This window comes from Micropruina sp., from assembly GCF_047602085.1.
Taxonomy (GTDB): Bacteria; Actinomycetota; Actinomycetes; order Propionibacteriales; family Propionibacteriaceae; genus Micropruina.
In genome coordinates this window covers 1-23,840 of sequence record NZ_JASGID010000007.1, presented here as the reverse complement: position 1 = coordinate 23,840, position 23,840 = coordinate 1, and the positions used below count along the sequence as shown (strand labels likewise).

Sequence of the window (23,840 nt, the reverse complement as noted above, 5' to 3'; positions counted from 1 at the left end):
ACAGATGGTGGACGGCTTGCCTCCGGAGGCTCGGGCCGTGGCTGACTGTGACGTAATCTCGCGCGCCGTCATGGTGCGCACCGGGGCAATCAGGGCGTCCTGCTGGCCACCCACACCGCGCAGGGGTGGGTCATTGCACGTAGCTGCGTGCGTGAACGGGTGCAATCGGGTGAGGCGGTGGCGACCGACGGGGGCGCTCAGCCGGCGGCGCGAGCCCGGCGACGCTTCGACAGTTCGTCGGTGGCGGACGCGGGCGCGGCGACCTCCTGGTGGGCGCGCTCGCTGGGCAGGGTCGACAAGCTGCCTTCGATGTCGCGCCAGACACCGCCCAGCGCGATGCCGAACATGCCTTGACCGCCGCGCAGCAGGTCGATCACCTCGTCGTCAGAGGTGCACTCGTACACCGACACGCCGTCGCTCATCAAGGTGACCTCGGTGAGGTCGTCCACCCCCCGCGCGCGCAGGTGATCGATAGCGGTGCGAATCTGCTGCAACGAGATGCCGGCGTCGATCAGCCGCTTGATCACCTTGAGCAGCAGAATGTCGCGAAAGCTGTAGAGGCGCTGGGTTCCCGAACCGCCGGCCGAACGAACCTCGGGCACGACCAGACCGGTGCGTGCCCAGTAGTCGAGTTGCCGGTAGGTGATCTCGGCCGCGCCGCAGGCCACCGGCCCACGGAAGCCGAGATCTTCGGGCAGCGGCGAGAAGTCGCCGTCGAACAGCAGGTCTTGGGTGTTCACCGGCTGATCCGCCGCCTCGTCCAGACCGTTCACGTTGCCCGCCTTCGCTACCAGATGGTGTGTGCCCCGGGCCGCGCCGAGGTGTTGACCTCCACGACGCTAGAACCGGCGTGCTGCGATGGTCAACGACACGCCGCGGTGGTAGCCGACAGCCTACCAACCCTCCAGCTTTACCTCAGGGTTGAGATCAGGCGACGCCGGGCCCTCCCCACCCTCAAAAATCGTCCGGGTTCACCGAGTCGAGGAACTGCCGGAACTGCTCGACCTGATCCTCACCGCCCGGTTCGTCGGCCTCCTGGTCAAGCACCACGCCGACCGCGTCGAGCACCGCCTCGGCCACCCTGATCGGCACGCCGGCCCGCAATGCCACGGCGATGGCGTCCGAGGGACGGGCCGTGACCGGACGTCCATCGACGATCAGCTCGGCGTAGAACACGCCCTCCTGATGGCCGACGATGTGCGCCACCGAGACCTCGCCGCCCAGCGATTCGACCAGTGACAGCATCAGCTCATGACCGGAGGGATGATCGTGATCTGCATCCTGCATGGCCTCGAGAATGCCCGCGGCACCGGCGGCACTCATCCAGATCGCCAACTGCCGCGGCCCTTCGACCTCGGCGAGGATCAGTACCGGCGAGCCGCCCTCTTCTTCAAGCCGCACCTCGACCACCGTCAGCTCGCGCATCGTCGCCGTCCTACTGCGGCATCGTCGAGCGCATGATCGCGGCGTGGGCGTGCATGACCAGTTGCATGACCTCTTGGGCCAGTTGCTGCGGCGACTGGCTGCGGCGCAGGTGCGGCGCGATCGCCTGTTCGATCAACCCGACTTCACGCTCGGCGGCCTGCTTGACCACGCGCAGGTGCCGCGCATCCATGCCGTACGCGGCCAGTTTGCGGGCTGCGACAGCAACGGTGAGTGCATCGCGTCCGTAGTAGACGGTGCCGCGGCGCGGGCTGACCAGCGCGTGTCGCTCGAGTTCGGCCAGGCTCACCTCAGACAGCCCGCTGAGTTCGAGCAGTTCGCGCCGGGTGATGCGAATCGGCCGCTTCGAGCTGCGCTGCGCCGGGCCGGCGGGCGTGGCGTTCGGCAACGGCACATCTGTGGCCGCCGCCGCGCCGGTCAACGGCTCCAGCCGGGGCGGGTCCTCGCCGCGATCCATCGCCTCGAGGTGCTCACGAATCACCTTCAACGGCAGGTAGTGCGACTTCTGCACGGTCAAGATGTAGCGCAGCCGCGCGATGTCGGATTCGGCATAGCGCCGGTAGCCGGACGGCGCTCGCTCGGGCGCGATCAGCCCCTCGCTCTCGAGAAAGCGGATCTTGCTGATGGACACATCGGGGAAGTCCGCCTTCAGGACGGAGAGAACCTGCCCGATGCTGCGAAGTCCGTAAGCCATATGCCGTCAGCCCGCATGGTTGAAGAACAGCATGCGGAACTTGCCGATCTGCACCACATCGCCACGGCGCAACGCCACCGGACCGTTGATCAGGGTGCGGTTCACGTAGGTGCCGTTGAGGCTGTTCTCGTCCTCGACCCAGATGTGACCGTCATGGCGGGTGAGTCGGGCATGATTACGCGACACCGTGACGTCATCGAGAAAGATGTCGCAGCGCGGGTGACGCCCGGCCGTGGTCACGTCGGAGTTGACCAGGAACCGGGCACCGGCAGCCGGGCCCTCCCGCACCATGAGCAGCGCCGAGTTGGCCGGCAGGTGGCTGATCGCCGACAGGTCGTCTGCGCTCAGGTCGTCACCGACGCCGTCGCCGACGCCATCGTCGGGGTTGTCGACCGCAGCCACGACGCGAGTGGTGTCGCCAGACGACCCCTGGCCGGCCAGCGAATGGCCACAGTGTGCACAGAAGTTGTTGGTTTCAGCGTTCTCGTGTCCGCAGGCGGGGCACCTGATCATCGTCCAGACCTTTCTGCACGCATGCCCTTGCGAGCTGGGTAACGGTTGGTGAACTTCAGGCTAAGCCAGAGGTTGATGGTTCGCCTACTCTCCCACCAATTCCGCGTACGCGTCGGCATCGAGGGTTTCGTCGAATTCGGACGGATCGCTGACCTCGAGCTCGAACATCCAGCCGTCGCCGTAGGGGTCGGCGTTGATCACCTCGGGGGTGCTGTTGAGCATCTCGTTCACCGATGTGATCACACCGGAGGCCGGCGAGAACACGTCTGAGACGCTCTTGGTCGATTCGACCTCGACGCACGCGTCGTCCTTGGCCACCTCTTCACCCACCTGCGGCAGTGATACGTACACCACATCGCCCAGCGCGTCGGCGGCGTAGCCGGTGATCCCGACCCGCACGGTGGAACCGTTCCCGCTGCGCACCCACTCGTGCTTGTCGGTGTACTTCAGATCCTCGGGATACACGGGCGGACTCCTCAACAACGGACGGACGCGGGCAAGGATGCTGGGCACCCTGCGCAAACACTACCCACATCGCATGACCGCACGGTGTGTGTGGCTCAGGCCGGCTTCGCGAACTTGTTGACCGGCGCCTTGACCACCACCTCGATGGTGACCTTCTCGTCGCTGACGATGGTGACGGTTCCGCCGATGCTTGAACTCTGCACCTCGCTGACCAGCCCCCCGGAGAATCGCAGCGCCTCGGTGAGGGCATGCGGCTCGCCGATCACGTCGATCGAGATCGGCACCGACACGGTCTGGTTGTCGACCACGATTCCGCCCCGGCCGCTGGCGAACCAGGTGGAGGCGACGACCCGTACGGTGTTGTTGATCGCCATCACCTCGGCACCGGCGTCGCGCAGTTCTTGAACGGTGTTGAGCAGCAACTCGGGGGTCACCTTGCGGTTCGGGTCGTCGATCGTCACCCGAATGCCTGGGCCCTGCGCCGGCGCGGTGCCGCCCAGAATCGCCAGCACGTCAAGCCGGCGCTGGGCCTCTTCGCGGGCCACCCGTTGGCGGTCGGCCCCACCTTGCAGTTGACGTTTGGTCTCTTCGAGCTGGGCGATCTCGGCCTCCAGCCGGCGGCTCTCGGAGTTGAGGTCGTCCAGCATCTGCACCAAGTCGGTGCGACGCAGCGTGGAGTAGTCGGTCTGCTGGGCCTGCGTCCGCACCTGCATGGCTACCCCCAGGCCCAGCACCAGCAGAATCGCGGCGAAGATCACCTGCGCGCGTCCAGGCTTGACGAAGTCACTGACGAGTTCACGCCAGCCGATCGGCCCACGCCGGTCGAGTTCGTCGATAGCCCGGTCGGGCTGGTCGGGCTGGTCGGGCTGGTCGGGCTGGTCAGATTGATCGGGCCCGTCGGGCCCGTCGTCAGCCACCTCGGGCCGGTCGTCGCTGGTCAGGCCCTCGCGGTCAAGCATGGAACAACGCCCTTCTGATCGCCGCCGCGTTGGTGAAGATGCGAATGCCGAGCACCACCACGACCGCCGTCGACAGCTGGGCCCCCACTCCGATCTGGTCGCCCACCCACACGATCAGCGCGGCGATCAGCACGTTCGAGGTGAACGACACCACGAACACCTTGTCGTCGAAAACCCGCTCCAGATAGGCGCGAAAGCCGCCGAACAGGGCGTCCAGCGCCGCGACGATCGCGATCGGCAGGTATGGCTGCAGGCCCACCGGCAACGTGGGCTCCAGATAGATGCCGAGGGCGATGCCGAGAATCAGGCCGACGATGGCGAACAACGCGGCACCTCCTCAACGCTTCTGCCCGGCGACCCGAACACCCAGGCCGGGGTCTGCCTCCAGCCGCAGACTACCCGCCGTGTTGAGGTCGTACCGAATGCCGTAGTTCTGTTTCAGATAGGTCCACCACGCTCCCCCGGCGGTGCCCGGAAAGGAGCGCAGCAGTCCGTTCGGGTCACCGATCGCCTCGATGCGGTACGGCCGGGTGAGCGACCGGTAGTCGACGGTGATCGCGTCGCCGGCCCCTCTGATGGCGGTGCGCGACGACAGTCGGTGCCCGTTCACCGCAATCGCCTCGGCGCCGGCCTGCCACAGCCCGTTGACGGCCTGGCGAACGTCGACGTCGACCACCTTGCTGCCGCTGCGGTCGGTGTCTTCGGCATCGTCGGCGACCAGCACCACCCCGGGCCCGGTGACCGCACGCATGCCGGTGACCGGGTCCAGGTCGGCGATCTGGCGCTGCACGTCGACGGCCGCGGGGTCTTTGGCCAGCGCCTGGTCGGACAGCGCCCGGTTCTCGACCCCGAGCTGTGCGATTCGGGCACGCAGGGCGTCCGAGTCGGTGTTGGCCTGTTCGATGCGCTGCACGAGTTGGTCACGCTCGGACGCCTCGGCCGGGGCTGCTCGCAGCCGGTCGCCGATCGAACCGCCGATCATCAGCCCGATGGCGAGCATGGCGCAGGTCACCAGCCAGCGCCGGCGCCGGCGCGGGCCGGCGGTTCGATACGTCGGCTCAAGGGCGTCGCGAGACAGGTCGGTGAGCAGGTTCATGCTCTCGTCGACGCGACGCGCCCTACGCCGGGCTGCAGCCTGCGGACTCATCCCGACCCGGTGACCGCTGCGGTGGTCGAGGGGCGTTCGTGCTTGCCCACCGGTGGAAAGCGGCGCAGCACGTCCAAGGTCTGGCCGAAGTACATCAGGCCTGCGCACCAGTACAGCCCGGCCCCCCACATGGCGAAGGCCCAGCCGATGATGCGGCACCACAACTGCCAGGGCTCAGGGCCGGCACCCAGCAGCACCATGGGAAAGGCGTAGAGAAGGCAGAACGTAGCGGTCTTGCCCAGAAAGTGCACCGGCAGGGTGATGAAGCCCCTGGTGCGCAACAGCGGCAGCACGACAGCTGCCATCAGCACGTCACGCGAGAGCAGCAGCAGCACCAGCCACCACGGAATGATGCCGCGAATCGCGAGCCCGATCAGCGTGGCCAAGATGTAGAGCCGGTCGGCCAGCGGGTCGAGCACCTGGCCCAGCCTGGAGCGCTGGTTGTACTTGCGGGCAAGGTAACCGTCGACCCAGTCGGTAGCACCCAGAAAGGCCAGCGCCGCCACGGCGAGCAGGTCGTAGTGGCGCGCCAGTAACAGCCACAGGAACAGTGGCACACCGAGCAGGCGAATGAAGCTCAAGACATTCGGCAGGGTGAAAATGCGCTCGGTGTCGTAGGGCTCGCCGGTTGACACCCTGCCAGACTAACGGGCGGCTCGGGTCAGTCGTCGCGCCACGCGTCGGCGAGCAGCGCACGGGTGTCGGCCAGCAGTTGCGGCAGGGCCTTGGTCTGTGCCACCACAGGCAGGAAGTTCGCGTCGCCGAGCCAGCGCGGCACAACATGCTGGTGCAGATGGGCCGCGATGCCCGCGCCGGCCACCTCACCTTGGTTGATGCCCAGGTTGAACCCGGCTGGTTTACTCACCGAACGGATCACCGTCATGGCCCGCCGGGTGAGTGCGGCGATCTCGTGCAATTCGGCGTCCGTGACCTCGGTGTAGTCCGAGATGTGCCGGTACGGGCAGATCAGCAGGTGGCCCGGTGAGTAGGGGTAGAGGTTCAGCACCACGTAGGCGACCCGGCCGCGGCGAACGATCAGTGCGTCGGCGTCGTCACGCTGCGGCGCCAGGCAGAACGGACACTGGCCCGCGGTGTCGTCGGCCGGCTTGTTCTCGCCGCCGATGTAGACCATGCGGTGCGGCGTCCAGAGCCGCTGAAAGGCGTCCGGCGCCCCAGGACGTTCGCCGTCGGATTCGACGACGACGTCCGCGGGGAATTCCGGCATCTGCTCAGGCCGCGGTCGGGTCGGCGTTGGACCGGCTGGCGATGTGATCGACGATCCGAGCGACGGCCTCGTCGATGGCGACCCCGTTGCGTTGCGACCCGTCCCGGTACCGGAACGACACCGCCCCCGCGTCACGGTCGGCCTCGCCGGCGATCAGCACGAACGGCGCCTTGCCCTTCGAGGCGTTGCGGATCTTCTTGCCGAACCGGTCGTCCGAGGCGTCCAGCTCGACCCGGACGCCCTTGCCGCGCAACTGCTCCAGCACGCCGCCCAGATAGTCGTTGAACTCTTCAGCCACCGGCAGCCCGACCACCTGCACCGGGGCCAGCCACGCCGGAAACGCCCCCGCGTAGTGCTCGGTGAGCACCCCGAAGAAGCGCTCGATCGAACCGAACAGCGCGCGGTGGATCATCACCGGACGTTTGCGGCTGCCGTCCGCGGCGGTGTATTCGAGCTCGAACCGCTCGGGCTCGAAGAAGTCGAGTTGAATGGTCGACATCTGCCAGGTGCGGCCGATGGCGTCGCGCGCCTGCACCGAGATCTTCGGGCCGTAGAAGGCGGCGCCGCCCGGGTCGGGCACCAGGTCAAGACCGGAGCGCTCGGCCACCTCGCGCAGCGTGTCGGTGGCCACCTCCCAGGTCTCGTCGTCGCCGATCGACTTGTCGGGGTTGCGGGTCGACAACTCCAGGTAGAAATCGTCGAGGCCGTAGTCGGCCAGCAACTGCAGGACGAAGGTGAGCAGCCGCTCCAGTTCGGGGCCGACCTCCTCTTGCGTGGTGAAGATGTGCGCGTCGTCCTGGGTGAATCCGCGAGCCCGGGTGAGCCCGTGCACCACGCCGGACTTCTCGTAGCGATACACGGTGCCGAACTCGAAGAGCCGCAACGGCAGTTCACGGTATGACCGCCCCCGGTTACGGTAGATCAGGCAGTGCATAGGGCAGTTCATCGGCTTCATGTAGTAGTCCTGCCCCTGCCGGCGGACGTTGCCGTCGGCGTCCCGCTCCTCGTCGAGGTGCATCGGCGGGTACATGCCGTCGGCGTACCAGTCGAGGTGACCGGAAGTCTCGAACAACTGCGCCTTGGTGACGTGCGGGCTGTAGGCGAACTGGTAGCCCTCCTCGACGTGCCGGCGCCGGCTGTAGTCCTCCATCTCCATGCGCACGATCGCACCCTTGGGGTGAAAGACCGGCAGCCCGGAGCCGATCTCGTCGGGAAAGCTGAACAGGTCGAGTTCGGTGCCCAGCTTGCGGTGATCACGCTTGGCCGCTTCTTCGAGCCGGAATTTGTAGGCCTTCAGGTCGTCGCGGGTCGGCCACGAGGTGCCGTAGACCCGCTGCAACTGCGCGTTGCGCTGGTCGCCGCGCCAGTAGGCGGCGGACGTCCGCATCAACGAGTAGGCGTTCAGGTAGCCGGTGTGCGGCACGTGCGGGCCCCGGCACAGGTCCTTCCAGGCGACACTGCCGTCGCGGCGCACATTGTCGTAGATGGTCAGCTCGCCACCGCCCACCTCGACACCGGCACCCTCGGTGCCTTCGGTGTTGCCCTTGATGCCGATCAGCTCCAGCTTGTGCGGCTCGGAGGCCAGCTCGGCGCGAGCCTCGTCGTCGCTGACCACGCGCCGTACGAACCGCTGCCGTTCGCGAACGATCTGACCCATCTGCTTCTCGATCGCCGCCACGTCGTCGGGGGTGAACGGACGCTCGGTGTCGAAGTCGTAGTAGTAGCCGTCGGTGATGAATGGGCCGATGCCGAGCTTGGTGTCGGGGTACAGCGCCTGCACGGCCTGAGCGGTGACATGGCCGGTGGAGTGGCGCAGAATGTTCAGCCCGTCGGGGCTGTCGACGGCGACCGGTTCGACGACGTCGTTTGCGCCGAGTTCACGGGCCAGGTCGCGCAGCTCGCCGTTGACCCGCATGGCGACCACGGTTCGATCCTGACCGAACAGGTCGAGCCCGGTGGTGTGGGTCTCAACCGCCCGGGCTTCGCGCGAATCGGGGCGCACCACGGTGATGGAGACAGACACGACGAGACTTCCTTCCGGAGCGGGAATATGCGCCCGGACTCGGGTGCGACCCCATTGTGCCGCAATCCACCCGTCGCATGGGCGCCCGGCCGCCACAGCTTGGCCGCCGTCGTCGGCGGCGCCCCGGTTCGCGTTGGCGTTGCTGCACGGCAACGCCACGACACCCGTGGACGAACACAGCGAGACCGGGTTCCGATCCCCCCGGTCGGAACCCGGTCTCGCACAAGTCAGGATTCAAGACTCCTTGTCAGAGCCTCTCCCCTCCCCTTATTGGCAACCGCCTTACCTTCGAATCCCCCCGGTGAAGGTTTGGTGGCTGTCCCCCGGGAAGAAACATTACGGCGGCGCCAATCGGGGTTCCACTCAAAACTGTCCCCCCCATGGGTGACTTGGCTGCCCGCTGACCAGGAGCCGTCGCCGCTCCTCGGGGGAGCACTGATCAATGCGCCCACCGCTGGTCGAGCCTGTCGAAACCCCTTACGCCAGCGTGATGACCGAGGTCTCGACAAGCTCGACCAAGACAGACCAGCGTTTGCTTGGCCTCGATCCATCGATCGGTGGCTGCTGGGCGCCTGCCGCGAAATGGGCGTATTGATCCACGGCAGCGTCACAATTCTGTCCCGACGCGCCGAAATGAGCGTTATGACCTGCCGCCATGGCAGACATAACACCCATTTCGGCGCGCAGGGCTGCGCAACGGGCGCCGACCGACGCCATAACTCCCGAATCGCCGCACACCCACCCACCCACGAGCAACACGCAACCCGGGCTGCCACGACCAGAGTCACAACCACCATGACCCCACGCCACGGCCCCCCACACACCACGGGAAGACACACTCACCGGAGTAACGGGCTCACCGAAAGCCGGATCCACCCACGCAGCCACACCCGCACTCACCTGCTCATCTCCCCACGGGGAAGACCAAATGATCGACGAGCCCCACCCACCGAACCCCGACCCGACACAGGCCCTGCAACCAGCCGATACCCCTCGCCAAGCCGGCCATCGGTGGATCGAAGCTTGGACAAGCTCAACCAGCGGTGGTTGGGTCGAACAGCGCTTCTTCGGCGGTCCGTTCTGAGTCGAACCTCACCTGGACATCAACCGGAACCACATGCCGGCCGGGCCGAACAACCCACACCCGGAAGCGTCATGTATCACACCACCCACCCGGACCCTCTCTCGGGTGTCCGCCGGGGACGCCTGCGGCGGCACCGCACGATCGGTGCAATGACCGGAGGAGCCGTGATGGCCGAAGCCACAGAGCCGAAGAATCTGGTGTCGCTGCCGGGCGGCGGCAAATTGCGTGCCGACGCAGCAGCGTCGTACCTACGCATGCGCGCCGAGGGTATGCCTGCCGGCGGGGTGGCCGTGTTCTACCGCAGCCTCGCCAAACAGGCCATGTTGTACCAGCTCTACAAGCAGGGCAAGGGCAACCTGGCCGCGCCACCCAACCCGAACGCTCCGCACGTGCGCGGCGTCGCCATGGACTTGCAGACCGGCGGTACCGGTGCCTACCGCCCGTCCGACGCCCATCTGTGGCTGACCAAGGGCGGCAAGGGTGGGCAGAAGCCGCAACCGGGCGAGAAGCTGCGGGCGCACAGCTTCGGCTGGAGCCGCACCGTGCCATCGGAACGCTGGCACTTCGGCTACTCCCCCGCCGCCGACACGCGGCGCGCGGCCGACCTGAACGCCCGCCTCACCCTGCTCGGCTTCGAGTCGGTGACCAACTTTCAGCGCGAGCAGGGCCTCACCGTGGACGGCAAGGACGGTCCGGCCACCTGGCAGGCCCTGCTGGCACTGACCGGCACCGGGGTGGTTGCTGCGATGCAACCCACGGAACTCAAATTCCGCTTCGGCCAGGCCGGGTTCGCCACCACCATCGGGCCACCGGACGACGGAACTACCGCAGGCGCACTGCTGGCCACCCGGTTCGACTGCTCGGTCTACACCCTGACCGGGGCGTCCGAACCAGTGCGCACGGCGATCCGCGAGGCGTTGGGCGGCCAGACCCGCTGGCTGGTCTACCCCATCGGTGACACCGCCGTGCTGTGGCACACCGCCGATTGGCTGCACACGGGCCGCGCCGACGTCAGCTTCGGCGAGACCGGCCCAGCCGGGGCGGTGCGGGCCCAGCTCACCTCGCGGACGAACGGCCGGACGCTGGACGTGATCGCGGTGCAGGTGCGCGATGGTTTCGCGACCCTCGACGAAGCGGTGACCGCGCAGCGAGCCGACCTGAAACTGGCGATCGACACACTGCGACGCACGCAGCAGCCCACGATCGTCGCCGGTGACCTCGGCTCGGAGCAGTCGGCCTTGGTGCTGGAAGACCTCGGCCTCACCCACGTGTCGGGCAACGCTGGGGCCGGCCAGAGCACTGGGCAGCAGGCCTGGGCCTCGCCGGGGGTGGTGCTGCGACTCGCGGAGCAGATCGACGAACCGGGCCCGACTCAGCCGGGGTGGCGACTGAAGCTGACCCTCACCAAGGGGCTGTCGATCAGCCCGACCAGCACTGGTTGATCGTGTCGACCCTGAGGAATTGCTAATCCATGCGCCTACCGCTGGTTGAGCGTGTCGAGACCCCTAGCGAGATCGCTAGAAGCGAGGTCTCGACACGCTCAACCAACGAAAACTCAGCGCTTCCCCAGTGAGAGCATGAAATTTGAGGTCTTCACACGCTCGACAAGCGGAAATCAACACTCCTCACGCCCGGGGTGGCGCGCTGATTGTAACCGGTGGCGCCCCACCCCGGCGGGGCGTTCCGCGCTGCCGTCTTAACGCCATGGTTACCTTCGCTCAGGCAAAGTCGTCGGTGATCGGTGATGCCGCCGTTCACCTCACCGACGGCCGGTCGGTGGGCCGATGCTCCCGAGGCGGGGTGTCGCGCTCGTGAACGCCGGCCACCTCGGCCGCGGCCTGGGTCGCGGCCGGTCGGTCGGTGAAAGTCGGCTTGAACACCGGTCAGAGCCCCCCCCCGATAGGACTCCACCATGCCCCCCATCACCTGTGCCAGCCATCGAACCCTCCACACCCACCGACGACGACGGCGCTGCACCGCGTTGCTCATCACCATGCTCACCCTGCTCGCGGTGACCGGCGTCGCACCGGGCAACGCACGGGCCGCGACGGCCACCTTGCCGGTCACGATCCGCAACACCACCGACGCCGAGGGTCCGGTCTATCTCTACATACTCGGAGTCGACCTCACCTCGGCCGACCGTGACACCCTGGGCTACGTCGATGCCGCGGGCAGCTTTCACGCCTGGCCCCAAGCAGCCGCAGGAGCCCCGCAGGCCGCGCCGAACGTGGCCCTGCCCGGTCCGTCCGACCAAGCGTCCACCACGGTCGGGATTCCCCAGGGGCTCTCGGGCCGCATCTACTAGATGACCAAGTCCCAGGGGGTGTTAGTGGTCGTAGGCGACCAGGTTTCTTCTGGCTAGGGAGTTTGCTTGGTGGTTGTGCCAGATGGCGGTCGTGAGGGCGAGGATGCGTTGCGCGACCCGGGCGGCGACACCGGCCGGGGTGCGTCCGCCGTGGGCTTCGAGGTCGAGTTGGCCTTTCAACGTGTCGTTGACCGATTCGATGATTTGGCGCAGTGGCTTGAAGAACCGCTGCCCGGGTCGGGGCTTCTCTCCTTTACGGGCCGGGCGGAGCAGATCAATCCCGACCTCGGTCAGTCCGGTTTCGAACTCGCGACCGCTGTAACCCTTGTCCGCGATGATGATCTGGCGTCGCCGGGTGGGCCGGTCCTGCAACGCCGCAGTGGAATCGAGCAGGTGCTCCACCACGTCACGTTCGTTGGCTTTCGCGCCGGTCAACGCCCACGCCAACGGCAATCCGTGCAGGGTGCACACCAGATGCAACCTGAGCCCCCAAAAGTAACGGGAATGGGACGCGCAATAGCCGTACTCGGCCCATCCGGCCAAGTCAGAGCGTTTCGCGGTCTCCCGAGACCGGCCACACTCCACCGGGGTGGAGTCCACCACCCACACATCATCACTCGCGACCGGCACATGTCGGGCCAGCTCGGCAGCGAGCCACGCCATGGTGCCGTTCAGCTTCCGCAACCGCTTGTCGTAGCCGGACTGACGCGGCAGATACGGAAACATGCCGGTGAGATGCCGGTGGGCGTACCGCAACCAGCGGGCCTCCGAGGTGTAACCCAGGAACGCCTGCATCACCGCCAACACGATCAGCTCAGCATCACTGATCCGCTCCACGAACCCGACCTCCGGCCGGGCAGGAACCTGTTCGGGATGAGCCTTCAACAGATCATCAGCAGTCACGTAGAGTGCAATCGCGAGGGTGTCCAGATCGGTGTCCATCAAAGCCTCCAGAGCTTGACATGGGTTAGCAACACCGACTCTGCGACACCCTCCCCTTCAACCCCCAGACGCCACACCGACCTTGGACTTACTCATCTAGTCCGTCGGATCGCCGCTCGACTTCAAACTGGTGCGCGACGACACCGGCAAGACGCGGTTGGTGCAGCCCGCACCCTGGGTGACCGGCGACCCCAACTACGGCAAGCTCTTCGACTGGACCGAATTCACCTACGACGGCGGCCTGTGGATCAACTCCACCCAGGTCGACCAGTTCGCACTGCCCGCGACGGTCACCGTGACCGGCACCGCCGGCGAATCGACCACCGGACGACTCGTGACCGGCGGCCGCCAGCAGGTGATCGATGCCATGGCGAGCGACTCAGAGCTGGCCGCTTCGGTGATCACCGACGATTCGGGCCGGGTGCTGCGGGTGCTGGCCGCCGGTCATGCCACTCGCGAGGGACTGATCCCGGCCAACTACCTGAAGGCCGCCATCGACGATGCGTGGTCGGGGTTCGCCTCGACCCCGCTGGCCGTGCGGCCGTTCGAGAATCAGCCGTCGGTGCAGTACAGCGGACGCACCGTCGGGTCACAGTTGGTCTTCACCGATGCCTCAGGGGCTCACGTGGCGAGCTTCGAGAAGCCCTCGTCGGTGGACGTGTTCGAGTGCGCGGGCGCACTACTGGCCCCCAACGATCTCGTGCTCGGGCCGATCGCCCGCACGCTGTGCGCGGCGCTCAACCGGGGCACCCTTGGTGGCGGTGCCGTCGAACCGGTGACGGACGCGTCCGCCTTCTACCGGCGCACCCCGTCGAACGCCTACGCGAAGGCGGTGCACGCCGCGATGAAAGACACCAGGGCCTACGCGTTCCCGTTCGACGACGTCGCGCAGCAGGAATCGCTGGTGCACGACACCGATCCGTCGGCGGTGACGATCACCATTCCGACCATCGATGGCGCGACCGAACCGGCGAGCGTCACCACACCGTCGGCCATTGCGACGACCCAGCCGTCGCCGTCCGCGACGCTGAGCTCGGCGTCCCCTGAGCCATCGACGACCGACAGTGTGGCGTCGGCCTCGCCCGAACCGTCGGTGGACGGGAGCCTGGCGTCGTCGCGCCTGGTGAGCCTGAACCTACCCGTGGGGCACCCGGGCTACGGCATCGTCACGTTCGGCGCCGGCACCCAGCCAGGATTGGTCAGCGTGGCGGTCTCGGACGGCAGCACGGCCACGATCGCGATTGACGGCCCCTCGGTCGTGCGCGTCGATCTGCAGGGCGCACCAGGGCCGCACTCGGTGACGGTGTCGGCGGCGAACGGGTTGGGAGCGGTAGCGATCGCCCTGCCCTGACTGCCTGCGCGGCACCGGGCGCGACTCAAGGAAACGCTGATTGTCGCTGGTCGAGCTTGTCGAGATGCCAGCCACAGTGCTCCGGCAAGGAGTTCCGCCAGGCTCAACCGGCCAGGGTTGGGTTGATCATCGCCTTCTTAACCGAAAAGAGGCTCTGACTGGGTATGTCACCTAGTCAGAGCCTCTATTCGCGGTGGGCGATACTGGGTTCGAACCAGTGACCTCTTCGGTGTGAACGCGGTCAGGAGGCCGTTTCCCCTGATTCTACGGGGCCGTGAGGCTCCTCTGAGGCCCCTGAATCCGTCCTCGGGGTGATTTTGGGGTGAGCGGTTCAGCGCCCGATCGAGGGCGGCTGAGGGTCGTTCGACCGCCCCGAGTCGTGGCCGAATGACTCGGGCGGCGCGAGCTTGGATCGCCGGTCCTCGATCGCCTGCGCGAGAGGGTCGGCCTGCTGAGGCTCGGGGCTCTGAGACGCGCGGCGGGCGGCGGCGCGCTCGGCCACGTCCTGCACGACGTAGCGGTGCCGGGGCAACAGCCGGTCCGTCGGGTAGATGCTCGTGAGCAGGTCGATGCCCTGCTCAGGGGTCGTGTAGCCGAGTCGGGTGAACAGGATCGCGGCGTCGTCCAGGTCGCGCTCGTCGCGGGAGGCGTGCAGCTTCATCGCCAGCAGGTACTCGGGTGAGGCGACCTGCACCAGCAGCGCCTCGGACTCGAACACGGTGGCCGGGTGCTCGTCCTGGCCGGGCAGGAATCCCTTGGCGGCGTCGTTGAGCCAGTCGGGTTCCAGCCCGCGGTCGGCGCCGATCGCCTCGGCCGCCTGCCGGACCTCGGGAGCGGGCACGAACAGGGCGTCCACGTCACGGGTGAGGCGGCCCTGCTCATAGGCGAGTGCCATAGCCGCCCCGCCTACGACGAAGAGCTGCGCGTGAACGCCGCTGGCGGCGAGGCGGTCGGAGAGTTCCTGGAACAGACCGCGCACGGCCTCGGCGTCGAGTTCCATGCCGTGCTCGTTCATGCGCGGTCCAGGGACCGCCCGGTGACGAGAATCCCACGCTGGCGGAACGCCCGCGGGCTGTCCTGCTGAGCCTCGGCGCGGAAGATCGCCGGCACCGCCGGATACCATCCATCCGCGCAGCGGGTCGGGTCGAGCGCCCAAGTGGGCGCCGTCCAGCCGTCGCGCTCGGCCAGGTGGTCGGCCAGCGCCGCGAACGCGGCGTCGAGCTGCACCGAGCCCGTGGGCGCGGGCTCGGCCGCGAACACCTCGGCGGCGAGGGCAACCCCTCCGCGGCGGAGGGTCGAGGCGTAGTCGTCGAGGGTCTGGAGGATGCCGAACCGCCAGCACGCCTCGGGCGTGTCCTCGGCGGCCAGGAGCACGGCGCAGCGGGCCGCGTTGTCGGCCGCGGTGTGGCGCACGCCGACACCCGCGCCCGGCATGGTGACTGGCGCGGTTTGCGCGCGCTCCAGCAGCGCGCCGATCGGCAGCACCTCGCCCTGGAACACCACGACGACCTCCATTCCTCGGCCTCCATTCTCCCAGAGCCCCGGCCGAAAGTCCCGAGTGGGGTGGGCCGCTTACCGCCCGAGGCCGCGGTCGGGCGGCCTCGGCCCGGCCTCGTCGCGGCGGCGAGTGAAGTCGTGGAGCTGTGCGGCGCGGGCCTCGCGTGCGGCCAGAGCGCGCTCGGTCGCCTCGCGCTGGGCCAGCTCCTGCTCGGTGCGCGCTTGGATCAGGGCCGCCGCCTCGACGGGGGTAGGGCCTCGATCGCGGTCAGGTCGCGCCGGGCGGCCTCGGCCTGTTCCCGCCACTGGACGGCCTCGGCTCCCGCCCGGCTCGGTGCGCGATCCCCGAGGAACCGTCGCCGGAGGTTCCGACGCTCCTGCGCCTGACGCGCTGTAAGGCGCCGCCGCTCCTGCCGGGCGGCGTCGGCGTGTTCGCGCGTCTCGGCCACGCGCGGATCACTGTCGGCTTCGTGTCCAGCGACCGACGCCGCCCACGGCTCGACGCTCTCGGGCGTCTCCGGCAGGCGGCCCCAGCGTCGCCGCCCGGCCGTCTCGATGCTGTGGTGCTCGTCGGTGGCCGTGGTCAGCGCGCGGGCGGCGCTGCGCTTTCGGAGGCCGCGCGCCGCGCGCTGCGCGGCGGCGGCGTCCTTCATGCGCTCGCGCGCGTCGAGGTAGGCGGTTCCGTCGGCGGCGGCCTGGTCGATGAGAGGGGCGACGACCTCAGCGCGCACGCGCTCGGCGTCCGCCTCGGCCGCGGTAAGAATCGCCTGTCGCTCGTCGGCCTCGGCCCGATGCTGCTGCGCCTGGCGATCCAGCGCGGCGACGGCTCGCTCCCACTTGCCGGCCTCGCGCTCGGCGCGCTCGATCCGCTCCGTCAGTCGGGCGCGCTCGGCGTTCACGACGGCCACCGGCCCGTCTGCGACGAGGCCCGCGACAGCCTCGCGCGCCGCTTGGGTCGCGGCGACGAGTCCCCGGTCGGCGCGGTCCCGCCCGAGCGTGGCGGTGAACTGCTCCCGCGCATCGTCCACGCCCCCAGCGACGATGTGAAGTCGGTTCGTGTCCTGCCCGCGGGTCATGCCGACGTAGACGCCGGAGGCGTCGAGCGCATCCGAGAGGACCGTGTGCGATCTAGGGACGGTCGCGCCCTGTACGCCGTAGGCGGTCGAGGCGTAGGCGAGGTGCGTGTGCTCGGCGACGTACTCGGCGGGGAGCCGCACGGTGCGCTGCCGTTTGCGGCCGGTGCCGTTCTCGATCGCCCATACCGTCCCGTCGTCCCCGACGCTCTGGACGGTCCAGGTCTGCCGGTTCGCCACCTGCACGTCGGCGTCGTTATGCCGGGTCTGGATCACATCGCCCCGGCCGATCGGTAGTCCGTCGCTGCCGCTGGTGGTGCGTTGGTCATCGACCACGCCGCCGCGCACCCTCGTCTCTCGGATGCGCTCGTTCAGCTCGCGCGCCTCGTCGTTGGTCGCGGTCGTGATCGCGTCGCCGTCGCGCGCATCGCGGGCGATCGTCTCTTGCACATCCTCGGTGCTCTCATGCAGCACCACGAGCCCGAGGGCGTGCAGCCGGTCGAACAGCAGCGCCGGATGCTCCCCGCGGCGCATCTGCACCGTCAGGGCGGCGTACTCAGGATCGGCGAAGCGATGCACGGTCGTCATGTCGTAGGTGCGACCCGCGAGTTGCGCGGCGATGTCGAGCACCCCACCGCGCCCCACGGCGGGGAGCTGGGCCCGGTCGCCGACGAGGGCGAGGATCGCACCGTGCTCGTCGGCGACGGTCAGCAACGCGAGGGCGGTGTCCTGGTCGAGCATCCCGGCCTCGTCCACGACGATCCGCTCGCCGCGGGTCAGCCGCGCCTCCGACGAGGGGCCGGTATAGGTACTCCCGTTCTCGGCGTCGGTGTCGCCGACCGCGAGGCGGGTCCATACGCCGTCCTGGTTCCAGCGCCAGCCGTGCTCGTGGACGAGCTTCGCCACGCTGTCGGCGCTCACGCCGAGTTCCTGCGCGGCCACCTCCGCGGCCTTCTTCGTCGGCGTTACGACCCGCGTGCGCCGCTCCTGGGTGGTGGCCGCTTCGATCGCCGCGCCGAGCATGGTGGTCTTGCCCGCGCCGGCGGCGCCCTCGACCACCACCAGCGGATCGGTCCCCGCGACCGCGGCGGCAGCCTGCGCCTGCTCCACGTCGAGGCCGGCCTTGCCCGCCATTCGGGTCACGTCCGGCACCCGGCCGGTGCCCGCCGTTGCACGCACCTGGAGCATGTCGCGCAGCTGCGTCTCCACTGCGACGACGTGCAGCGAGGTCAGGTGCGCGACGTGCTCCGGCTGCACCGCCTCGGGCGACAGCACCGACAGGCAATCCGACGCGGCCAGCCGGGTCGTGAGCGCAACGAGATCGTGCAGAGCCTCGGGGGTTGCGCGCACGCCCGCCTCGGTGATGATCCGGGTGACCTGTTCCTGGATGTCATGCACTGTCCACGTCGCGGCGGCGGCCGCGCAACGGTCAAGGGCGCGCGACGCGACCTGTTGCACGCGCAGCTCGTCCAGCGTGCGCGGGGGTTGCACGGTGGCGCGTGGCAGGTTCGGGGTGTAGCCGGCCTCCTCCAGCTCGTGCCGCCAGCCAGCCTCGCTGCCGAGGGAGGACGGTTTCTTGTTCGGCCGTCCGTGGTCCCATGCCTTCGCCTGCAGCCGGGCGCGCACCACCGGCCCCGGCTCCTGGCCGGGATGCGCCGCCTCCCACTCGGCGTCGAAGCGCGCCAGGTTGCGCGCAACCTGCGCGCCGCGCTTCGACATGAGCGCGTTCCACGGTTCCAGCTCGGCCACCTCGCCGGTCACCGGGTCGAGGGTCAGCCCGTGCGCGTCGAGCACCGCGGCGAGCTGCGGGTGCGCGGCAATGACGGCCGTGCCGAGCGCCCGGATCGCGCCCTGCTGCCGGAACAGCGCCGCTGTGTCCAGCCCGCGCCAGGCGCCGGCCGCCCACACGCGCGTCCCGATCTGGAAGTGGATGTGCCGGTGCGGGTCACCGGAGCGGGACGTCTTGTGAGAGACAGCGACCGTCTCCAACTGCTCGACCGGCACGACCTCCTGCCGCCCACGCGGCCCGACGCGGGTAACCGAGTGCTGGCCGAGCCAGGAGCGAATCTCGGCCACCGCATCCCGCTGCGCCGCATCCAGGGCCACGGACACCTCCGGGTGCAGCGCGGCCGCGACCGAGAGGGACTTCGGAACATTGACGACCATCTCCGCGAACCGCGGGCTACCGCGCCGATCCGGACCTGGCATTCGAGGTCGGCCCATCGACTCCCCGGTGAGCGGGTTCGTCCAGTCGACCCATTGGCGGTACTCCTCGGCAGTCAGGCCCAGCTCGCCGATCACCCGGCCTTGCCCGTCGACGGCGGTGAACTCAGCCAGGGCGGTGCCGCCCTCCAGGTAGTAGTCGTCCGCCCGCGAGCGGTCGGACTCCAGGTAGCGCAGGGCGTCCGAGCCGGTGCCCCGGAACAGGATCACACCGCCCTTCATCGTCCACCTCCCGCTCACTCATGTAGTGGCAACTACCGCAGGTAACATACGTCCATTCAGGTAGGAAAGGGAAGTTTGAGGAGGCGAGAGGTGCATTGGAGATACAGGCATGGGCGGGACGGGGCCGGAAAGGGAGAGGGACCCGGGCTGGTGTAGGTGGTTAGCGGAGAGTTGGGGGCAGTTAGCCGGTCCCGACTCCGGCATCGCGGGCGAGCGCGACGGCCGCGGCGCGCGTGGGCGATCCGAGCTTCAGGAGGATGGCGGAGACGTTGTTGCGGACGGTCTTCTCGCTCAGCACGAGCCGGGTCGCGATCTGTGCATTCGACAGCCCGCCGGCGAGGAGTTCGAGCACCTCGGTCTCGCGAGCGGAGAGCTGCGGGAAGGCGGGCGCGATGGCGCGGCTCTGGCTGCGGGTGAAGTAGCGGTCCATGCGTCCCGCGATGGGGGAGGCGAGGATGGCGCGGCCGCTTGCGACGATGCGGATGGACTCCACGATTTCGGGGCCGGGTGCGCCCTTGAGCACGTAGCCGGTGGCCCCGGCGCGTAGCGCCGCGTAGAGGCTGCCGTCGTCATCACTCATCGTGAGCACGAGCACGGCGTGGGCCACTCCACTGTTCAGGATGCGGCGGGTGGCCTCGATGCCATCGACGCCGGGCATCGTGAGGTCCATGAGCACGACGTCGGGGTGCAGCCGTTCCGCGGCGGTGATCGCCTCGTCGCCGTCGCCGGCCTCGCCGACGAGCTCGAGCCCGTGGGTGTCGGTGATGAGGTTTCGCAGGCCGTCGCGGAAGAGCGGATGATCGTCGGCCACCAGCACGCGGATGTTGGTTTCGCTCATGCGCTGAGTGCCCATTCTGCGAGCACCAGCGTTCCTCGCGGGCGCAGCGGGCGGATGTCGAGGGTGCCGCCGAGTTCGGCTGCACGTTCCCGCATGGAGTCGATGCCGACGCCGGCCGTGTAGTGCTCCGGCAGGCCGGGGCCGTCGTCGTGTACCTCGAGCCGCAGCCGTTCCGCCGCGTCCAGCCGCACCCGGAACGGGGCGGGCCGGGCATGGGTTGCCGCGTTCTTCATCGCCTCGAGCGCGATGAGGTAGACGCCGATCTCGAGCGTCTCCGGCAACTCGGGCAAGTCCATGATGTGGACGGATTCTGCGCCGAGGCGTCCGGCCTGCTCGCGGATGGCGCCGGCCAGTCCCAGCGAGTCGAGCGCGGGCGGGCGGAGCGCGTAGACGATGCGGCGCACCTCCTGCACGGTGCCCTGCCCCGCCTCGCGCAGCCGGAGGAGTTCGGCGCGGGTGCGGTCGGGGTCGTCGAGGTGGCGTTCGACGTGCTCGATGCCGAGCACGAGGCCGGCGAGGGTCGGGCCGAGGCCGTCGTGCAGGTCACGGCGGATGCGGCGGCGCTCGTCGTCGCGGGCGTCGATGAGCAACTGGTGGGAGTCGCGCAGCGCCTGCTCCAGCCGCCGGGCGTGCGCGGTGGCCGGGTCGGTCGCGCTGCCGTAGACGATGAGGTTCGCGACAGCTTGCAGCGGCTCGCGCAGCAGCAGCGCGACGAGCGCGGCGACCACCGCGCCCGCGGCCGCGCCGAAGCCGCCCGCGACGACCGTGCCGAGCGTCGCGGCCGTCCCCGCAGCGAGGCCGGCGACCAGGGCGGAGGCGAGCAGGTACGGCAGGGCGCCGGCGATCACGGCCCGCACGTCGAGGAGCCGGTAGCGAACGATCCCGACCCACGCCGCGACGGCGAACACGAGCCCCGTCTGATCCGCGACGGCGCCGAACCACGCGGGCAGGGTGAGGAGGGCCGACAGCGCGCCGCACACGAGGAAGGCGACCGCGTTGATCCAGGCGACCGCTTCGAAGCCGCGCAAGCCGCGCCGCGCGTCCCCCGTTGCAGCCCGGCGACGGAGCGTCGCGGTCACGGCCGCGAGCGCGGTGAGCGGCAGGATGAGCGCGAAGCCGCCGAGGAGGAGAACATCCGCCACCTCCGCAGCGACGCCGACGAGCGGTCCGACGCCGCCATCGGAGCCGAGCGGCGAGCCGAACCCGCCGAGACCGAGCAGGGCGAGGGCGACCGCGGCGACCGGCACGAGCACGCGGCCGAGCCGACCGTGGGCGCGACCGTCGGGGAAAAGCAGCACGCCGAGCGTGAAGAGCCCGAACATCCCGACGCCCGACGCGGAGCCGAGCACCGTGAGGGCGACGAGGGCGATCCCCGACGCGCGCGGCACGAGCACATCCAGGATCGGAAGGAGGGCGCCGCCCACCGCGCTCGCGAGCAGCAGCCAGCCGACCGCGTTCCCCCGCTCCCGCGCGAGCAGGAGACCGAGCAGCCCGAGGCCGAGTCCGACGATCGCGGCGCCGGCGTCGACCCACGTCGTCATGGTCGCGGCGCTCGTCGCCGCGAGGGCGATGCCGAGCGCCGCGAACACGGCGGCCAGGGCGAGCAGCAGGCGCGCGGCCCACGGGACCCGGCTCGCTGCATCCATTTCGCGCACCTCCTGCCGCGATGCTACATGCGACGCCGCAGCAGCGGGATGCCGAGGGCGAGCAGCAGGGCCGCCGGCACCATGGGCTGGAAGAACAGGAACGGCACCGTGACGAGGAAGATCGCGCCGCCGATGATCGCGACGACGAGGCCGATGCGTCCGAGTACTCGGATGCGCCACAACACGACGCCGATCAGCGGCACGGCGAGGTCGATGGCGCCCCAACCGATCCCGTTGAGCAGCGTGTTCGTGTCGGGCTCGGCGAGCGCCGCGACCCAGCCGGGCAGCGCATCCGGCGGCGTGGTGAGCAGACCGATGAAGTCGGCCATCCCGGCCAGCTCGACCACGAGGGCTGTGAGGCCGAGCACGACGGCGATCGCGGCCGGTGCGCGGAGTTGCCCGAGTCGCCAGACGGCGGCACCGAGCAGCGTCGGCGCGAGGGTGAGCAGCAGGATCGCGACGACCGAGAGGAGGGCGAAGACCCAGGCGGCGGCGAGGTTGTCCTGGTAGTAGGCCGCCTGCTGGGCGGGTGTGACCACCCCCGTTACGTCGGACTTGACGCCGTAGCCGAGGGTCAGCGCGACGAAGGTCGAGAGCCACGCAGGCAGGGCGAGGACGGAGAACCAGGAGCCCAGGCGGCCGGGAGGCACGAGGGCGGTTCTGGGCGGGGTGGTGGTGGATTCGGGCACGATTGCGGCGGACATGGCGGGTTCCTCTCGAACGGGAGAATCTGACTTTCCGACCCTCGCGCGCCTCCCCGTCCCGCCACGAGGGACCCCGGTCCCCGGATTCGGGACATCCGTCTGAGCCGATGCCGTTCTGCACGCCCGGCCGATCGGGACGATTTCCCGGCACGGTCGGGACATCGCGCTCTGTCGGCACGGGTCAGCGGATTCGTAGCGTCGGGGCATGACGACTACCAGCGCCGCCCCCGGCTCACAGGGGACTGTCTCGGTCACGGGCTCCGGTCCGTGGCGAATCCTGCTTGCGATCGGCTCGCTCGTCGGCCCCGTCCTGCTCGCCGTCGGCACAGCCCTGGACTGGACAGGCAGCGGCGCCGATCCGCTGGAGTATCTCGGGAGGCTGGCGGATGCCCGCTCGGTCTATCTCGCCGCCGGCCTGCTGATGATGCTCGGGATGGCCTTCCTGCCGTTGACCGCGGTAGGCGTGTTCCGCGCCGCCGCGGGGCGCCAGCGGGCGACCCTGCTGCGGGTGGGCGGTGTCCTGCTCGGCGTCTGGGGTGTGTTCGGCACGGCCGGCATCGGCGGCGGCTACACCGCCGGGATCGTCTCGGTCGACCTGGTCGGCACGGTTCCGGACGATGTCGTGGCCCAGGTCTACAACGCGACCACCTACGGCCCGTTCACGACGATCGGCGCGAGCGTCGGCGGCGCCGGGTTCTTCCTCGGCGCGCTCGTGACCGGCATCGGCGTCCTCGTCGCGCGGGGCCTGCCGATGTGGTCCGGGATCGTCGTGCTCGCCGCGATCCCCGTCTCGCTGCTGCAGGGCACCGGCATCCACTGGCTCGGGGCCGCCGCGTTCGGCCTGCTCGCCGTCGGCATCGCCGGACTCATCCCGGTCATGCTCCGCTACCGCACCGCATCGGCGCTCTGATCGAATAGTCCCATGCATATCAGGATCGATCGCCGGGTATCGGCGACGGAGCGCGGCGAACCCGCCTCCGCCGTCGCCCGGTGGTCGATCCTCGCCGGCACGCTACTCGTCGCTCTGCTGGCCGCCGTCGACCTCGTCGGCGAGTGGTTCGCGGTCGCTGACGTGTGCGTGGTGCCATCGTGTTCACCGCCGGAGCTCACCCTTGCTGCGGCGACCGAACTCACGCGTCAGGGCATCTCACTCCCGGTCTGGGCGACGGCGTCGGTGATCGTCATCGGGATCACGACCCTGGTCCCGCTGCTGCTGGCGCCGCTCGTCGGGTGGCGCGGTACCCGGCCTGCCGCACTCACGATCCCTCCGGTCTTGCTGCTGACGGCGCTGGGACCGGCTGCGGCGTTCGCCCCGGCCCCGTGGCTCGCGAGTGTGCTGGGCACCCTGTCGCAGCTCGCGCTGTTCGCGCTGCTGGCCCCCTACCCCGGCGGCCGGTTCCGACCGTGGTGGAGCGCGGTGCCGGTGATCTTCGCGGCGGCGTGGGCCTCGGTGATGGCAGCGCCGCCCATCCCGGCGGCGGTGGCC

The 23,840-nt window shown here is 69.3% G+C and carries 22 protein-coding genes and 1 pseudogene; 5 read left to right on the top strand and 18 right to left on the bottom strand.

The window, feature by feature from the left end; translation table 11 throughout:
- Positions 1-197: 197 nt before the first annotated feature.
- From QM721_RS12630 to thrS, 11 genes are all read right to left on the bottom strand, one after another.
- Positions 198-773 (bottom strand): MerR family transcriptional regulator, encoded by a 576-nt coding sequence (locus QM721_RS12630; RefSeq protein ID WP_415122529.1) that lies wholly within the window; start codon positions 771-773, stop codon positions 198-200.
- 181 nt (positions 774-954) lie between these two features.
- Positions 955-1,425 carry a bifunctional nuclease family protein gene (locus tag QM721_RS12625; protein ID WP_415122527.1) on the bottom strand — a complete coding sequence of 157 codons (471 nt, stop codon included), beginning with the start codon at positions 1,423-1,425 and terminating at the stop codon, positions 955-957.
- Between the two features lie 10 nt (positions 1,426-1,435).
- Entirely contained in the window at positions 1,436-2,137 is a 702-nt protein-coding gene (locus tag QM721_RS12620) for a MerR family transcriptional regulator (protein WP_415122525.1), read from the bottom strand.
- Positions 2,138-2,143: 6 nt separating this feature from the next.
- Positions 2,144-2,650 (bottom strand): FHA domain-containing protein, encoded by a 507-nt coding sequence (locus QM721_RS12615; protein WP_415122523.1) that lies wholly within the window; start codon positions 2,648-2,650, stop codon positions 2,144-2,146.
- An 84-nt stretch (positions 2,651-2,734) separates the two neighbouring features.
- Positions 2,735-3,115: a glycine cleavage system protein GcvH gene (gcvH, locus tag QM721_RS12610; protein ID WP_415122521.1), complete on the bottom strand. Its 381-nt coding sequence runs from the start codon at positions 3,113-3,115 to the stop codon at positions 2,735-2,737.
- Between the two features lie 95 nt (positions 3,116-3,210).
- Positions 3,211-4,074: a DUF881 domain-containing protein gene (locus QM721_RS12605; RefSeq protein ID WP_415122519.1), complete on the bottom strand. Its 864-nt coding sequence runs from the start codon at positions 4,072-4,074 to the stop codon at positions 3,211-3,213.
- Positions 4,067-4,399: a small basic family protein gene (locus tag QM721_RS12600; protein WP_105185492.1), complete on the bottom strand. Its 333-nt coding sequence runs from the start codon at positions 4,397-4,399 to the stop codon at positions 4,067-4,069. Before QM721_RS12600 ends, QM721_RS12605 begins: the two co-directional genes overlap by 8 nt.
- A gap of 12 nt (positions 4,400-4,411) precedes the next feature.
- Positions 4,412-5,170: a DUF881 domain-containing protein gene (locus tag QM721_RS12595; RefSeq protein WP_415122516.1), complete on the bottom strand. Its 759-nt coding sequence runs from the start codon at positions 5,168-5,170 to the stop codon at positions 4,412-4,414.
- A gap of 47 nt (positions 5,171-5,217) precedes the next feature.
- Positions 5,218-5,856, bottom strand: coding sequence for a CDP-alcohol phosphatidyltransferase family protein (locus tag QM721_RS12590; RefSeq protein WP_415122514.1), 639 nt, complete (start codon positions 5,854-5,856; stop codon positions 5,218-5,220).
- A gap of 26 nt (positions 5,857-5,882) precedes the next feature.
- Complete coding sequence (locus QM721_RS12585) at positions 5,883-6,446, bottom strand: HIT family protein (RefSeq protein ID WP_415122512.1); 564 nt, start codon at positions 6,444-6,446, stop codon at positions 5,883-5,885.
- Positions 6,447-6,450: 4 nt separating this feature from the next.
- On the bottom strand, positions 6,451-8,469 hold the full coding sequence (gene thrS, locus QM721_RS12580; RefSeq protein WP_415122510.1) for a threonine--tRNA ligase: 2,019 nt from the start codon (positions 8,467-8,469) through the stop codon (positions 6,451-6,453).
- Between the two features lie 1,251 nt (positions 8,470-9,720).
- Here thrS and QM721_RS12575 point away from each other — a divergent pair.
- Positions 9,721-10,995 carry a peptidoglycan-binding protein gene (locus tag QM721_RS12575; RefSeq protein ID WP_415122508.1) on the top strand — a complete coding sequence of 425 codons (1,275 nt, stop codon included), beginning with the start codon at positions 9,721-9,723 and terminating at the stop codon, positions 10,993-10,995.
- A gap of 470 nt (positions 10,996-11,465) precedes the next feature.
- Positions 11,466-11,858: a beta-1,3-glucanase family protein gene (locus QM721_RS12570; RefSeq protein ID WP_415122506.1), complete on the top strand. Its 393-nt coding sequence runs from the start codon at positions 11,466-11,468 to the stop codon at positions 11,856-11,858.
- Positions 11,859-11,879: 21 nt separating this feature from the next.
- Here the strand turns inward: QM721_RS12570 and QM721_RS12565 are convergent, their stop codons facing one another.
- Positions 11,880-12,800 carry an IS982 family transposase gene (locus QM721_RS12565; protein WP_415122504.1) on the bottom strand — a complete coding sequence of 307 codons (921 nt, stop codon included), beginning with the start codon at positions 12,798-12,800 and terminating at the stop codon, positions 11,880-11,882.
- A gap of 112 nt (positions 12,801-12,912) precedes the next feature.
- Here QM721_RS12565 and QM721_RS12560 point away from each other — a divergent pair.
- A pseudogene (locus QM721_RS12560) lies at positions 12,913-14,151 on the top strand (beta-1,3-glucanase family protein); the annotation flags it as partial.
- 331 nt (positions 14,152-14,482) lie between these two features.
- Here QM721_RS12560 and QM721_RS12555 read toward each other — a convergent pair.
- From QM721_RS12555 to QM721_RS12530, 6 genes are all read right to left on the bottom strand, one after another.
- Positions 14,483-15,166 (bottom strand): DUF6036 family nucleotidyltransferase, encoded by a 684-nt coding sequence (locus QM721_RS12555; protein ID WP_415122502.1) that lies wholly within the window; start codon positions 15,164-15,166, stop codon positions 14,483-14,485.
- A complete protein-coding gene (locus QM721_RS12550) occupies positions 15,163-15,666 on the bottom strand; it encodes a hypothetical protein (protein WP_415122500.1) in 504 nt (167 codons plus the stop codon). Before QM721_RS12550 ends, QM721_RS12555 begins: the two co-directional genes overlap by 4 nt.
- Before the next feature lie 209 nt (positions 15,667-15,875).
- Positions 15,876-19,166: a MobF family relaxase gene (gene mobF, locus QM721_RS12545; protein ID WP_415122498.1), complete on the bottom strand. Its 3,291-nt coding sequence runs from the start codon at positions 19,164-19,166 to the stop codon at positions 15,876-15,878.
- Between the two features lie 181 nt (positions 19,167-19,347).
- Positions 19,348-20,004 carry a response regulator gene (locus QM721_RS12540; protein WP_415122496.1) on the bottom strand — a complete coding sequence of 219 codons (657 nt, stop codon included), beginning with the start codon at positions 20,002-20,004 and terminating at the stop codon, positions 19,348-19,350.
- Positions 20,001-21,650 carry a sensor histidine kinase gene (locus QM721_RS12535; protein ID WP_415122494.1) on the bottom strand — a complete coding sequence of 550 codons (1,650 nt, stop codon included), beginning with the start codon at positions 21,648-21,650 and terminating at the stop codon, positions 20,001-20,003. The genes QM721_RS12540 and QM721_RS12535 overlap by 4 nt, the downstream gene beginning before the upstream one ends.
- Before the next feature lie 23 nt (positions 21,651-21,673).
- Positions 21,674-22,354 carry a hypothetical protein gene (locus tag QM721_RS12530; RefSeq protein ID WP_415122492.1) on the bottom strand — a complete coding sequence of 227 codons (681 nt, stop codon included), beginning with the start codon at positions 22,352-22,354 and terminating at the stop codon, positions 21,674-21,676.
- A gap of 205 nt (positions 22,355-22,559) precedes the next feature.
- Between QM721_RS12530 and QM721_RS12525 the strand changes: the two genes are divergently transcribed.
- Positions 22,560-23,264: a hypothetical protein gene (locus QM721_RS12525; RefSeq protein ID WP_415122490.1), complete on the top strand. Its 705-nt coding sequence runs from the start codon at positions 22,560-22,562 to the stop codon at positions 23,262-23,264.
- 12 nt (positions 23,265-23,276) lie between these two features.
- The coding region (locus QM721_RS12520; protein WP_415122488.1) for a hypothetical protein at positions 23,277-23,840 on the top strand (564 nt) is incomplete at its 3' end.

What these genes read in the sequence shown, in the direction of transcription:
- QM721_RS12625 (WP_415122527.1), bottom strand. Translation starts at nt 1,425, where the DNA reads ATGCGCGAGCTGACGGTGGTCGAGGTGCGGCTTGAAGAAGAGGGCGGC.
- QM721_RS12620 (WP_415122525.1), bottom strand. Translation starts at nt 2,137, where the DNA reads ATGGCTTACGGACTTCGCAGCATCGGGCAGGTTCTCTCCGTCCTGAAG.
- QM721_RS12615 (WP_415122523.1), bottom strand. Translation starts at nt 2,650, where the DNA reads ATGATCAGGTGCCCCGCCTGCGGACACGAGAACGCTGAAACCAACAAC.
- QM721_RS12605 (WP_415122519.1), bottom strand. Translation starts at nt 4,074, where the DNA reads ATGCTTGACCGCGAGGGCCTGACCAGCGACGACCGGCCCGAGGTGGCT.
- QM721_RS12595 (WP_415122516.1), bottom strand. Translation starts at nt 5,170, where the DNA reads ATGAACCTGCTCACCGACCTGTCTCGCGACGCCCTTGAGCCGACGTAT.
- QM721_RS12585 (WP_415122512.1), bottom strand. Translation starts at nt 6,446, where the DNA reads ATGCCGGAATTCCCCGCGGACGTCGTCGTCGAATCCGACGGCGAACGT.
- QM721_RS12575 (WP_415122508.1), top strand. Translation starts at nt 9,721, where the DNA reads ATGGCCGAAGCCACAGAGCCGAAGAATCTGGTGTCGCTGCCGGGCGGC.
- QM721_RS12570 (WP_415122506.1), top strand. Translation starts at nt 11,466, where the DNA reads ATGCCCCCCATCACCTGTGCCAGCCATCGAACCCTCCACACCCACCGA.
- QM721_RS12565 (WP_415122504.1), bottom strand. Translation starts at nt 12,800, where the DNA reads ATGGACACCGATCTGGACACCCTCGCGATTGCACTCTACGTGACTGCT.
- QM721_RS12555 (WP_415122502.1), bottom strand. Translation starts at nt 15,166, where the DNA reads ATGAACGAGCACGGCATGGAACTCGACGCCGAGGCCGTGCGCGGTCTG.
- QM721_RS12550 (WP_415122500.1), bottom strand. Translation starts at nt 15,666, where the DNA reads ATGGAGGTCGTCGTGGTGTTCCAGGGCGAGGTGCTGCCGATCGGCGCG.
- mobF (WP_415122498.1), bottom strand. Translation starts at nt 19,166, where the DNA reads ATGAAGGGCGGTGTGATCCTGTTCCGGGGCACCGGCTCGGACGCCCTG.
- QM721_RS12540 (WP_415122496.1), bottom strand. Translation starts at nt 20,004, where the DNA reads ATGAGCGAAACCAACATCCGCGTGCTGGTGGCCGACGATCATCCGCTC.
- QM721_RS12535 (WP_415122494.1), bottom strand. Translation starts at nt 21,650, where the DNA reads ATGGATGCAGCGAGCCGGGTCCCGTGGGCCGCGCGCCTGCTGCTCGCC.
- QM721_RS12530 (WP_415122492.1), bottom strand. Translation starts at nt 22,354, where the DNA reads ATGTCCGCCGCAATCGTGCCCGAATCCACCACCACCCCGCCCAGAACC.
- QM721_RS12525 (WP_415122490.1), top strand. Translation starts at nt 22,560, where the DNA reads ATGACGACTACCAGCGCCGCCCCCGGCTCACAGGGGACTGTCTCGGTC.